The sequence below is a fragment of the Musicola paradisiaca NCPPB 2511 genome (assembly GCF_000400505.1).
In the GTDB taxonomy this organism is placed as follows: domain Bacteria; phylum Pseudomonadota; class Gammaproteobacteria; order Enterobacterales; family Enterobacteriaceae; genus Musicola; species Musicola paradisiaca.
Map to the genome: position 1 here is coordinate 1,829,533 of NZ_CM001857.1, position 12,758 is coordinate 1,842,290.

The following is a 12,758-nucleotide window of genomic DNA, read 5'->3' on the forward strand; positions in this document are numbered from 1 at the left end:
ACCACTGGTTCGGCCAACTGATCGGCATTACTGCCAAAGCGGCGGTTTAATGCGCTGAATATCAGTTCAGTAGTGATTTAATGTATGCGGTAATTTCAGCATTTTTGCTGTTAGCAAAGAAATATTCCTGGAATTTCGGGCCGGCAATCGCACCTTTAACCAGTTCTTGATCCAGTTCTTTCAGAATAGTAATCAGATCGTTGTAAGTAACCGCTTTGACCGCGTCCAGAATTTTCTTGTTACGCTGCTGGGGGGCAACGCGATCGCTCGGGTAGCCCCTGCCGCCTTCTTCCTTGAACAGCTGAGTGAACAGGTTTTCCAGGTTCAACTCGGCACCCCAACCAAAGCCCTTGGCATAAGGCAGGGATACGGCATTGCCATTGTTGATTTGGGAGAACAGGTAAGCATCGGACGGGTCGACAACCAGACCGCAGATCACGCCTGGGAAGGAGTTGCAAGCCAACATTGCGCCCTGACCGGTACCACAACCGGTGACGACAAAGTCGGCAGCACCGGAGTTCAGCAGGATGGCAGCCAGAATACCGTTCTGGATATAGGTCAATTGTGCTGCATCTTCAACAGCATATTGGCCGTAGTTGTATACGGTATGTCCTTGCGGCTCAACAGCTTTAGACAACGCTGCGGCGATCACGGCGTTCTTGGCGGCCTGGCTGTTCTCGTTAATCAGTGCAATTTTCATGTTCGTTCCTTTATTCATATCGGATAACTACATTTTTTAAAACGCTATTTCAATTGTGAAAGTATACCTTGTCGACTGAAAACAGCAAACCATCATATGTGGGGGTGGATCGCAAAAATACGATTGAAGAACGCAGGAGAAGAGCAGGAACAGGCTAGCACATTCCGGGATTAACGGTGATTGTCAATGCGGATGAATGAATTGAGTCGAGCATCCGGAAGAATAGCGCCCTTGGTTTGTTGACGTTGGGGCGCCTGCCTGATGACGATGGATTAAAAACTACTGGTATCCTTGAACAAACCGACTTTCAGATCTGTTGCGGTGTAGATTAAACGCCCGTCGACAAAAACTTCGCCATCCGCAATGCCCATGATCAGCTTGCGATTAATGACACGCTTGAAGTGAATGCGGTAAGTGACTTTTTGAGCATTTGGCAATACCTGACCGGTAAATTTCACTTCACCAACACCCAGCGCTCGTCCTTTGCCTTCTCCACCCAGCCAGCCGAGATAGAAACCGACCAGTTGCCACATGGCATCCAAACCGAGGCAGCCCGGCATAACAGGATCGCCAATGAAATGGCACCCAAAGAACCATAAGTCCGGATGGATGTCCAGCTCCGCTTCTATGTAGCCTTTGTCATGCAGGCCACCGTTTTCGGTCATCTTGATGACGCGATCCATCATGAGCATGTTGCCCGATGGCAATTGCGGACCCTGAGCACCAAACAGCTCTCCGCGCCCGCTGGCGAGAAGATCTTCCTTTGAGTACGATTCGCGTTTATCTACCATGTTTCTGAAACCCTGTTTTTTGTGAAGCTCGCAGGTTAGCGTACAGATGTACGCTGAGCAAGTTTATTACGGCTGGACATACCAGTATGATTGCACGACATTGCCGCTATTTAACGAAAAAACCATGGAAAACGGCGACGTTCCTGCGGCATCAGGCTGGCAATACGTTCTCGGATCGTTGCCAGTAAACTAGGATGTCGGTCATCGTCGTAGGCGACTTTCGTGAGTAATTCCAGCACTTCATCAACCGAATCTACCGGATAGATATGGAACTCGCCTTTACGCACGGCGTCGATCACATCCGGCAGCAGACAAAGATGACGCTGATTGCTGGAAGGGATAATGACGCCTTGCTGTCCCGTTAAGCCACGACGTTGGCAGACTTCGAAGAACCCTTCGATTTTCTCGTTGACGCCGCCAATCGGCTGAACATGGCCGAATTGGTCAACAGAACCCGTTACCGCGAATTGTTGATTGATAGGCTGTTGCGATAAGGCGCTAATCAGTGCGCTAAGTTCCGCCAACGATGCACTATCGCCGTCAACTTCACTGTAGGATTGTTCGAACACAATGGACGCTGAAAAAGGAAGTTGTTGTTCAAGCTCCAGTTCGGCGATCAAAAACGCCTGCATGATCATCATGCCTTTGGCGTGAAGATTGCCGCCTAATTCCGCTTTGCGTTCGACATCGGTAAATTCACCGTCGCCAGGGTGAACGACACAACTGATGCGGGTCGGTTCGCCGAACATAATCGGATAACCAGGATACTCTAATACCGATAGCCCGTTGACCTGGCCAATGACTTCGCCTTCGGTTTCAATCAGAATCTGCCCTTGCTCGATTTCATCCTGCATGCGTTCATAGAGATAGCTTTCCCGCCAGCGCTGCGATGTTTCGGCATCAATAATAGATTGCCCGGTAATCTCTTCTTGCTGTGCATACAGTGCGGCTTGTTTCAGATGATGGTTTAGCCAGCGGGGGCAGAGCGGTAAGTTGTATTGATCCCCACTGTAACGCACAGCAAGACGAATCAGCTCCGGCCAGGCATCGCTGGTTAACCGGGGGAGGGCGTTCTCAAGACATAATGCATTGATATAGGCGCACCAGTTTTTCAAATCCTCCTCGTCAACCAGCGGCAGCAGTGCTTCAAATTCGCCGTAGATGGCCAGTTCACCCAACTCGGGTTCCATCTCATGGATATCGCCCAGACTCTCACGATCACCCAGAACGATCAGACGAATTTCCAGCGGCATGGGCGGGATCCCCAGCGGCAAGGGGCGATGTTCGTCAGGAGACAACCAGTGATAGGCGCCATCAATGATAATCTGTTTCAGTCGCAGCCACATCAACGGCTGTGCCAGCAGCGTTCTCGCTGAAAGGATCAACGTGCCGCCGTTAACCCGATGAATCAGGCCCGGTTGCAGAGAGACGTCATCGTTAAAAATACGCACGCAACCGAAAAGTTGTTCCGGTTCGATCCACTCCTGATAGCCACATCGTAGTGTCGCGGCGAAATTATCAGTTATGTTCTGCGCCAGCTGAACGTTAACCTGGCGCCCCGTAATGTGATAGTGGCTGCCGTAAACGATGTCCGATGCCGGGAGCAGGCTTGTGACAGCCTGGGCGATCAGTGCGAGATAAGCATTGTTCTCTTGTGCCTTCAGTAGCATGAAGCGGGAAGGCGAGCGGGGATGGCAGAACACTGTCAATGCATCATCCAGACGAGATTGCACCGCTGAGAACTCAGCAGGGGGCAACTGCGCTGCCTGGCTGAAAAGTGATTGGAACTGCGTGAGATCGGGCAACAATTGCTGCCATTCGAGTCGGTTACTGGTCAAAGTGTCTATTGTGTTCGTCTTAAGGAAAAGCGCAATTATACAAGATTTCTCTATGCTGCATACGTACCGTAGCGGAAGGATGCGGAGGTGATCTTCTTTAGGAATGATGGTTTGATTAAAAAAAAGCCAATAGAGGATTGCCTGGTGCAATTCACTCGGGCAACAATGGTAATATATACAGTCACGTTACGCGGTCACTAAAGGGTTCATGATGAAATATCAGCAATTAGAGAATCTTGAGTGCGGGTGGAAGTGGAAATACCTGGTGAAGAAACACCGCGAGGGTGAGCCGATCACGCGCCTGATTGAACAGAGTGCCGCAGGCGCGGCGATTGATGAATTGTTGAAAATGGAGAGCCAGCCGGTCAAGGTTCTGGAATGGATCGCCAACTATATGAGTCCGGCGCTGGAAAATCGGATGAAGCAGACGATTAGGGCTCGCCGCAAACGCCATTTCAACGCTGAGCACCAGCACACTCGCAAAAAGTCGATCGATCTTGAATATATCGTCTGGCAGCGGCTAGCTGCTCTGGCGCATAGGCGCGGGCTGACATTGTCTGAAACCGTTGTGCAATTAATAGAAGATGCGGAATCAAAAGAAAAATATGCCAGCCAGATGTCGGTGCTGAAGCAGGATTTGCAGGCTATTTTGGGCAACAACGGCAAAAAGTGATTTATTGGCTGATTGGGAGAGGCTGCTCATTAGCCGGTATGGTTTTTTGTTATATCAATAATAACTTTTTGGCCGCAGCAATTTTCGCCAGTGGGTGAACGCTTCCAGTTTATTAAATGACATTAATTAAAAAAATGAGAAAACAATGACCACGGGAAAACTTAATGGCCAGGTAAGGGCGATCAGCGCGGAGGCGAGAAAACGAATGAGCAGTGAACGGTCTTTGCTCATAAAGAAAGTGAACAGAATTGCTATACAAAAACCAATGAGATAGATCAGTTTGATCGTTTCCCACATATGATGGTGTGACACATTTATTTCCTTACGCTGCAGGGGCTGCCAATTCTATGAGCTTGTTGCTTTACAATCAATCAGTTAACTCTGATAAAATCTTCCCGCTTGTCATTTCCTTGACCGAACTATTTTAGGGTAACTGTGCAATCGTGATCTCTCATTATCAGGAACTGAATGTCACTTATGTTATAATTCAGTGGGGAATTATTTATTCTCTTTTCAAAGCATACCTGTCTGAGAGATTTATTTCTGACGAGTGAGTCAAAAAATCAATAGTCGATTCATGTTGGCGAAATGAGCATAAACGATGCCGCCAGATAGCGTTGGGTTATTATGTTTTCCTCTGCCATCTTTAAATATCAGCGTTTAGATGTGAGCATTGTCACATTATTCTTTGCATTGACGGTTATTGAACAGCTGCGATTTAGCTCACAGCAGGCGATTTTATTATTTACTTCATTTGTATGACATAAATATTAATTTTTTATTTCGCTATGGACATTGTAACAAGAGTGGCATACGTTGATGTTTTACACTGCCATAAAGGTAATGAAATGAGTGAGATATCAAGTTTGTCGCTGAAGATCCCTCTTGAGCTTAAAGAAAAGCTCAAAGAAGCTGCACTGAAGAATCAGGTGTCTATCAGTGCCGAGGTGAGTGCTCGGTTGTTTAAAAGTTTTGATATCGACGAGCATGCTGCTGACTGCGAAGTAGATGTGATTGATAGTCAGAATACGGAGGAGAGTGTTGAGCCACTGACATCGAAAGAGATCAAGAAACTTCGGCAATTGCTGAAGCTCAAAAGCGCCGCCAAGAAAAAATAATCTTCTCACCGGATGTGCCACCTTAGTATTCCGGTGGCATTTCGTTAATACCCATCTGAGTATTCACTGTTATTTTACATAATGGATATCCCATTTTTATTTGCTCTTTGGGCAATTAAATGACGTATTCGGGATGAACTCCAGGATATTTATCAACTATCACCTGCTCTAATTTTTTAATAGTGAACATGATACGCAGGCATAATTATTGTCTGTTCACATTAAACGTTTAGTGTCGTCTTTTTGAAAAGATATGTATCTCAACGTTAATTGAAGTGGAAGTTAAAATCAGGAATATTCATTTCTAATTATTACCTGTGTTATAGTTATGATTAATGATAAGCCCGTTACCGAGTCTATTTACAATAACAGTTATAACAATTCGCAATTATTATTGTTGGCGGTTGTAAATAGAATACTGAGGGCCAGGTGTTGTGCGACATGAGTGGTTGATTGTATCGAAACCTGGCAACGGTTGTGAGGTGATACGGGAACAGAATGTGCCGAACGTTAACCGAATACCGGGGAGGCGTGCGGATGTCATATTATTGTCTGGTCTGTGTTGTGCTTGTTCATGCATGTTGCATAATACGGTGGATCAGTATCCATGGAGGGTAGAATGGTCAGCGTGGCAGCTCTGCTTGATGATGACAACAATGTCATTATGAACGATTGGGTGCAATCGAATATAGCCATCCCACAACTGTCCTTCTCTCAGCGTTCTCTCGACGATGATTCTTGTTGTTATTTATATTCCCATACCTGTCTTGTTATTTTGAGATGGGGGAAATTTTTATTTTTACTGAGTGTAATGGAATGCCGTTATTAATGCGGGGGACGACCGTTTTTTATTATTTATGCTTAATCGAAAAATTAATCTTTATGAAAGGGGATAATAATGAGTTTTTCTAATTTACGTATAGGTGCTCGACTGGCAATGGGGTTTTCATTTCTTATTGTCATGTTGTTGATCGCCGGTGGTGTGGCCTTGACGAATTTGAGCGATTTCAACCAAAAGATGGATCAAACGGTGTCCAAGCTTTATCCGCTTACGGTTAAAGGCAACCAGCTGATTGATGCACTTAATAATGCGCTGTTAGGGCAGCAGGTGACACTGGTTCTTGATTCGCCAGATCAAATAAAGCGAAAAGCGGAGGAGATAAAAGGTTACTCCGAGAAAATAACACAGTTGATTAATGAGCTGAAAAATAGCGAACAGGATGAACGTACAGCCCGGCTGGTTAATGAAATTCAACAAGTCCGCGGCGAGTATTCTGTTTCCGGTAATAAATTGATGGCGCTGATCCTTAGCGGTGATCAACCGGCTGCAAAGGAAGAATTACTGAATGTATCCCTTGGGCTCCAGCAGAAGTATCGCGCCAAAGTGTTGGAATTCATTGATTATGAAGATGATCAGATGGTCAATGCGCGTGAAACGGTTAAACAGAGTTATTCCCGGATCGTTATTTTGTTGATCGCCGTCTTTGTGGTCAGCATTGTCGCCGGCGGGCTGATTGCGTGGGCGATTACCCGCAGTGTAACTACCCCATTGCGACAGGCGCTACGGGTGGCGGAACGTGTCGCTAAAGGCGATTTAACCTCGGATGTGGTGACAAACCATAAGGATGAAACGGGGCTGCTGTTGCGTGCGTTGCATGAAATGAACGGTAGTTTGCGGGCTATCGTAACGCAGGTGCGCGATGGTGCGGATACGATTTCTTCCGCTGCATCGCAGATTGCCGCTGGAAACCAGGATCTGTCGGCCAGAACAGAGGAGCAAGCCAGTTCACTGGAGCAAACCGCCGCCTCGATAGAGCAACTGACATCTACTATCAAAAATACGGCAGAGAATACAGAGCACGCGGCAAGCCTCGCCAGTCAGGCCTCAGGCATCGTAAGACAAAGTGGTGAAATGATGGCGAACGTAACACGTGAAATGCGTGAGATAAAAGAGTCATCACAGAGAATGGCTGAGATCATCAGCGTAATTGACGGTATTGCCTTCCAAACCAACATTTTGGCGTTGAATGCCGCAGTTGAGGCTGCTCGGGCAGGGGAGCAAGGCCGTGGGTTCGCTGTTGTGGCAAGCGAAGTTCGGGCTTTGGCGCAGCGCAGCGCGGCGTCGGCAAAAGAGATCAAGGAACTTATCGATGACTCGGTGCAGAAAGTGCAGGACGGCATGGTGCTGGTGGAGAATACGGAACACACCATGGGCGCGGTGATTGACAATGCGCAGAGTGCCAACGGCGTTATGAATGAAATCGCGCAGGCCAGCCAGGAACAGAGTGAAGGCATTAATCAGATCAATCTGGCGATTGGTCAAATCGATACGACGACGCAACAGAATGCAGCGTTGGTAGAGGAGTCCGCCGCTGCGGCGATATCGCTACAGGAGCAAGCGCAAAGTCTCGCGCAGGTTGTAAATATCTTTAAGCTCGGAAGCAGCCTGGCTGGCCGGGATGTTGTACAACCCGTAAATAAGACGCCGAAACTGGCTCTGGCGAATGGCATGGTCGCAACAGAGAAAGGACGTGTTGCAAACGAAGAATGGACATCGTTCTAAACCCTCTGTGTCGACTGCTATAAAGCAGCCTTCCTGACATCAGCGCAGGCTGCTGACCAAGTCCTGGCTCGCGGGCCGGGACTTTGATCTAACCGCCGTGCGATTTATGAGCTTAGGGTAAAATTATGGGCTTAGCGTCAAAACGGTGGTGTGAATCTTCGTGTCCGTCGTTTCGATATAAGGCAATACCGAATTAACGTAGTGATGTTGCGTCAATGCGGTCAATGCATCAGTACCATGCCGGCAGCGGCTGGGTGTAGCCTGTCAGATAGGCGAAGAGCCCTCGACGGCGCGATGCGGGGAACGGTATAGAGAAGGGAATAATGATGGCAAAAATTCCAAACCAGCAAGCCATCAATAACGCGGCATGTTATCTCGCGTCGTCGTAATGTTGTTAATGAAATGTCTTTTTGGTGTGGCCTGGCGTAAAAATCTCGAAGCTGTTTCCCAGAAATGTCTTGTTAATAAGCGCTTTCAACAGAAGTCTCTTGCCTCGTCAGGATAGAGAGAGGAGAATCTTTCCGCATTTATCTAAGGGATAGCCTGAAGATTTGCGAAACGGGTCATCATGAGTTTTTCAGAACAAGCGGATTCCATATGACGTGTTCTCATTTGCTACAAGCTAACCAAGGTCGAGCGTAGAGAATATTTTCTGTTTAAAGACGGTGGTTTATCATTTTTATCCGTTAATGTTGTATAAACGCTGACCTTTTATGATGAACCAGTCGGTTATCAAGTTGTCGGAAAGCTAATTTATCCATTAATATGGATTTTAGTTGATTTAAGCACACATACAGGGGGAGATGTGCTGGTTAATAAATGTGGGGCTAAGCAGCCGGTTGCAAATCTTCGTTGGCTTTCAGCCGCTATCATGTTGTCTTTTATCTCTTTGCCTTCCTGGGCTTTTTCTCTTGACGATGTTGCGCAAAAAGCAGAAAAACTCGCTGAAAAAGGCTATGAAGCGCCCAAGAGCAATCTGCCTGCGCAATTCCGGGATATGAAATTTGCTGACTACCAGCAAATCCGTTTCAATCAGGAAAAATCCTACTGGAACACTCTCCAGACGTCGTTCAAATTACAGTTCTACCATCAGGGCATGTATTTTGATATTCCTGTTAAGATCAATGAAGTCACGGCTACCAGTGTTCAGGAAATTAAATACTCCCCGGATTATTTTGATTTTGGGTCGGTCAATCACAATACCGATGTGGTAAAGGATCTTGGCTTTGCCGGGTTTAAAGTGCTTTATCCGATCAATAAGCAGGATAAAGATGATGAGATTCTGAGCATGTTGGGGGCCAGTTATTTCCGCGTGTTGGGGAAAGGGCAGGTTTATGGTCTTTCCGCTCGTGGGCTGGCTATTGATACGGCGCTGCCATCCGGCGAAGAGTTTCCCCGTTTTCGTGAGTTCTGGATTGAGCGTCCTAAAGCAAACGACAAGCATTTAGTCATCTACGCGCTGCTGGATTCTCCACGTTCTTCAGGAGCGTATCGTTTTGTCGTCTATCCTGGCAGCGACAGTATGATCGATGTGGAAGCGAAAATTTTCCTGCGCGACAAAGTGGGCAAACTGGGAATCGCACCATTAACCAGCATGTTCCTGTTCGGTCCGCATCAGCCTTCCCCGACATTGAATTATCGCCCGGCGTTGCATGATTCCAACGGGTTGGGTATTCATGCCGGCAACGGGGAGTGGATCTGGCGTCCGTTGAACAACCCCAAACACTTGTCTGTAAGCACCTATACTATTGACAACCCGAAAGGATTTGGCCTTTTGCAGCGCGGGCGTAATTTCTCTGGCTATGAGGATCTGGATGATCGCTATGATTTGCGCCCGAGTGGTTGGGTAGAGACCAAAGGCGAGTGGGGGAAAGGCAAGGTTGAGCTGGTTGAAATTCCGACGGCGGATGAAACCAACGACAATATCGTTGCCTTTTGGACCCCGGAAAACTTGCCGGAAAAAGGCAAACCACTCGAAGTTAAATACCGTCTGCATTTTAGTCAGGATGAAGAGGCATTGCATTCTCCGGATCAGGCATATGCTATCCGTACCATGCGTTCCACCGGGGATGTGAAACAGTCCAACCTGATTCGTCAGCCTGACGGCACCGTTGCGTTTTTGGTGGATTTCGCCGGCGGTAAGATGAAAGATCTGGATCCGAGTGCGCCTGTTGTCCCTCAGGTTAGTATCGGGGATAACGGTGAAATCGTAGAAAATAGCGTCCGTTATAATCCTGTTACCCATGGCTGGCGTCTGACTCTGCGTCTGCGAGTGAAGGATAACAAGCAACCTACCGAGATGAGAGCGGCGTTGGTTAATGGTGATGCTACATTGACTGAAACCTGGAGCTATCAGCTGCCTGCTAATGAATAAGTCAACTTTCTCCCTCGATTATATCGAGAAACTCCCTCTGTCTGAGTCTCAGGCAGAGGGCCTGCGTACATCGCTTGCGCAGACTCAGGATCCCGCTGCGTTGCATCAGGCGTTGTCTGACGGCTCTTCCGTCAACATGCATTCTGATGATGATATTCCCCTGGTATCCGTCCAGCGACGTCTGGAAATGGCTTGGGAAGATGGATTGAACGGCGGAAAGCAGGTGTCCAAAGATCGCGAAGGGCGCACGGCTTTGTTGGCGATGCGTCATATCGTCCGGTCATCCATGTTCCCTGATGCCTGGCAGACGAATCCTCTGGCGCGCTGGTGGGATGGCTTCCGGGGGCAAGCGCGTCCTCCCCGTCATCAGTACCGGACGGCAGAGGAAAACGAGGCCGAGAATCGCTGGAGAAGCGTCGGCACGATTCGACGTTATATCCTGTTGATTTTGACTTTGTTTCAAACGGCGATCGCTACCTGGTATATGAAGACGATTCTTCCTTATCAGGGATGGGCGCTGATTAATCCGTTCGAGATGGCGCATCAGGATTTATGGCGTACCTTCATGCAGTTGCTGCCGTATGTATTGCAAAGCGGCATCCTGATTCTGTTTGCCGTTCTTTTCTGCTGGGTCTCCGCCGGGTTTTGGACCGCGCTGATGGGATTCCTGCAACTGCTGATTGGTCGGGATAAATACAGTATTTCATCGTCAACGGTCGGTGACGAGCCTTTAAATCCGGCGCACCGTACCGCGTTGATCATGCCAATCTGTAACGAAGATGTGGAACGTGTATTTGCTGGCTTGCGTGCGACATATGAATCGGTGGCGGCTACCGGCGAGTTGGATCATTTCGACGTTTATGTACTGAGTGACAGTAACGATCCGGATATTTGTGTTGCCGAGCAAAAAGCATGGATGGATCTTTGCCGCGAAGTGAATGGCGCCGGTCGTATCTTCTATCGTCGCCGTCGCCGCCGCGTTAAGCGCAAGAGCGGAAATATCGATGACTTCTGCCGGCGGTGGGGCAATCAGTACAGCTATATGGTGGTGCTGGATGCAGACAGCGTGATGAGCGGCGAGTGTCTAACTTCGCTGGTGCGTTTGATGGAGGCCAATCCTAATGCGGGGATTATCCAGTCGGCGCCCAGAGCATCGGGGATGGATACGCTCTACGCGCGCTGCCAACAGTTTGCGACCCGCGTATACGGTCCTCTGTTTACGGCAGGGCTGCATTTCTGGCAGTTAGGTGAGTCCCACTATTGGGGGCACAATGCCATTATTCGTATCAAACCCTTCATTGAGCATTGTGCGTTAGCCCCGTTGCCGGGCGCAGGGTCTTTCGCCGGTTCGATTCTGTCTCATGACTTTGTCGAAGCTGCATTGATGCGTCGTGCCGGATGGGGCGTGTGGATTGCCTACGATTTGCCGGGCAGCTACGAAGAGCTTCCGCCCAATCTACTGGATGAATTGAAACGCGACAGGCGTTGGTGTCATGGCAACCTGATGAATTTCCGTCTGTTTCTGGTTAAGGGGATGCATCCGGTTCATCGTGCGGTATTCCTGACTGGGGTGATGTCTTATCTATCGGCACCATTGTGGTTCATGTTCCTGGCGTTATCGACGGCGCTTCAAGTGGTTCATACATTGATGGAGCCGCAGTATTTTCTGCAACCCAGACAGCTTTTCCCAGTATGGCCTCAGTGGCGACCGGAGTTGGCTATCGCGCTGTTTTCCACGACGCTGGTGTTGCTGTTCCTGCCGAAGTTGCTGAGTGTGGTTCTGGTGTGTGCCAAAGGCGCCAGGGAATACGGCGGCGTTAACCGACTATTTATGTCGCTGCTGATAGAGATGTTGTTTTCCGTCTTGCTTGCGCCGGTACGTATGTTGTTCCATACCGTTTTTGTTGTCAGCGCATTTCTGGGATGGTCTGTACAGTGGAAATCTCCGCAACGCGATGATGATGCCACACCCTGGAGCGAAGCTTTTGTTCGACACGGTTCACAACTGACATTGGGCCTGGTTTGGGCGCTCGGTATGGCATGGCTCGATCTGCGATTCCTCTGGTGGCTGGCTCCGATTGTTTTCTCGCTGATCCTTTCGCCGGTGGTCTCGACACTGTCCAGCCGGGCCAATATCGGGTTAGCTTGTAAACGCGCCAGGCTGTTGCTGATTCCTGAGGAGTACAACCCTCCCCGTGAATTGGTGGCGACAGATGAATATTTCCGTCGCAATCGTGAACGGAAGCTTGATGATGGCTTTATGCATGCGGTGTTTGATCCGTCGATCAATGCGTTGGCCAGCGCAATGGCTACTGCTCGCCATCGCTTTAGTCAGGCGATCGAATCGGTTCGCGAACAGCGGGTCAGTGAAGCATTGAGTAGAAACCCGCAAGACGTGGATAACAATTTGCGTCTTGCGTTACTTAGCGATCCGGTGATCCTTGCGCGCTTGCATCAGCGTGTCTGGAAACAGCCTGAGCAATATGCTCAGTGGCAAGCGTATTATCAGGCATTGCCTCGGCCTGTTATCAAGTCCGAATAGGTTTATGCGAAGGTGTAGAGCAATGAAAAAAGCAACGACATAGTCGTTGCTTTTTTCTTGCTTATAGCAAATGCCCCGCCAGGGCGGGGATATAGACAATCAAAACCGCCATGAAGACGGTATGTTACGAATGACGGAACCCGGCAGATGCATTCCTGA

At 48.7% G+C, this 12,758-nt stretch carries 9 protein-coding genes; 5 read left to right on the forward strand and 4 right to left on the reverse strand.

Features of this window, described 5'->3' with window-relative positions:
- Positions 1-61: 61 nt before the first annotated feature.
- The 3 genes from DPA2511_RS08050 to DPA2511_RS08060 all read right to left on the reverse strand — a co-directional run bounded on the left by DPA2511_RS08050 (position 62) and on the right by DPA2511_RS08060 (position 3,329).
- The gene (locus tag DPA2511_RS08050) at positions 62-700 is read right to left on the reverse strand and encodes an RpiB/LacA/LacB family sugar-phosphate isomerase (RefSeq protein WP_012765178.1); all 639 of its coding nucleotides are present in this window, start codon (positions 698-700) and stop codon (positions 62-64) included.
- Positions 701-972: 272 nt separating this feature from the next.
- Positions 973-1,491: a bifunctional 3-hydroxydecanoyl-ACP dehydratase/trans-2-decenoyl-ACP isomerase gene (gene fabA, locus DPA2511_RS08055; RefSeq protein ID WP_012765179.1), complete on the reverse strand. Its 519-nt coding sequence runs from the start codon at positions 1,489-1,491 to the stop codon at positions 973-975.
- Positions 1,492-1,601: 110 nt separating this feature from the next.
- Entirely contained in the window at positions 1,602-3,329 is a 1,728-nt protein-coding gene (locus DPA2511_RS08060; RefSeq protein WP_012765180.1) for a S16 family serine protease, read from the reverse strand.
- Between the two features lie 211 nt (positions 3,330-3,540).
- Between DPA2511_RS08060 and matP the strand changes: the two genes are divergently transcribed.
- Positions 3,541-4,002, forward strand: coding sequence for a macrodomain Ter protein MatP (gene matP / locus DPA2511_RS08065; RefSeq protein ID WP_012765181.1), 462 nt, complete (start codon positions 3,541-3,543; stop codon positions 4,000-4,002).
- Between the two features lie 126 nt (positions 4,003-4,128).
- Here the strand turns inward: matP and DPA2511_RS22745 are convergent, their stop codons facing one another.
- Positions 4,129-4,314, reverse strand: a complete 186-nt coding sequence (locus DPA2511_RS22745; protein WP_012765182.1) for a GhoT/OrtT family toxin — start codon at positions 4,312-4,314, stop codon at positions 4,129-4,131.
- Between the two features lie 536 nt (positions 4,315-4,850).
- Between DPA2511_RS22745 and DPA2511_RS08080 the strand changes: the two genes are divergently transcribed.
- The 4 genes from DPA2511_RS08080 (at position 4,851) to mdoH (ending at position 12,599) form a co-directional block, all read left to right on the forward strand.
- On the forward strand, positions 4,851-5,120 hold the full coding sequence (locus DPA2511_RS08080; protein WP_012765183.1) for a hypothetical protein: 270 nt from the start codon (positions 4,851-4,853) through the stop codon (positions 5,118-5,120).
- A gap of 898 nt (positions 5,121-6,018) precedes the next feature.
- Complete coding sequence (locus DPA2511_RS08085; RefSeq protein ID WP_012765185.1) at positions 6,019-7,683, forward strand: methyl-accepting chemotaxis protein; 1,665 nt, start codon at positions 6,019-6,021, stop codon at positions 7,681-7,683.
- Between the two features lie 871 nt (positions 7,684-8,554).
- Positions 8,555-10,057, forward strand: coding sequence for a glucan biosynthesis protein G (locus DPA2511_RS08090; protein WP_153247088.1), 1,503 nt, complete (start codon positions 8,555-8,557; stop codon positions 10,055-10,057).
- Complete coding sequence (gene mdoH, locus DPA2511_RS08095) at positions 10,050-12,599, forward strand: glucans biosynthesis glucosyltransferase MdoH (protein ID WP_012765187.1); 2,550 nt, start codon at positions 10,050-10,052, stop codon at positions 12,597-12,599. The genes DPA2511_RS08090 and mdoH overlap by 8 nt, the downstream gene beginning before the upstream one ends.
- Positions 12,600-12,758 lie beyond the last annotated feature (159 nt).

Coding starts and splice junctions, on each gene's coding strand:
- DPA2511_RS08090 (WP_153247088.1), top strand. CDS start 8,555: ATGTTGTCTTTTATCTCTTTGCCTTCCTGGGCTTTTTCTCTTGACGAT.
- matP (WP_012765181.1), top strand. CDS start 3,541: ATGAAATATCAGCAATTAGAGAATCTTGAGTGCGGGTGGAAGTGGAAA.
- DPA2511_RS08050 (WP_012765178.1), bottom strand. CDS start 700: ATGAAAATTGCACTGATTAACGAGAACAGCCAGGCCGCCAAGAACGCC.
- mdoH (WP_012765187.1), top strand. CDS start 10,050: ATGAATAAGTCAACTTTCTCCCTCGATTATATCGAGAAACTCCCTCTG.
- fabA (WP_012765179.1), bottom strand. CDS start 1,491: ATGGTAGATAAACGCGAATCGTACTCAAAGGAAGATCTTCTCGCCAGC.
- DPA2511_RS08080 (WP_012765183.1), top strand. CDS start 4,851: ATGAGTGAGATATCAAGTTTGTCGCTGAAGATCCCTCTTGAGCTTAAA.
- DPA2511_RS08085 (WP_012765185.1), top strand. CDS start 6,019: ATGAGTTTTTCTAATTTACGTATAGGTGCTCGACTGGCAATGGGGTTT.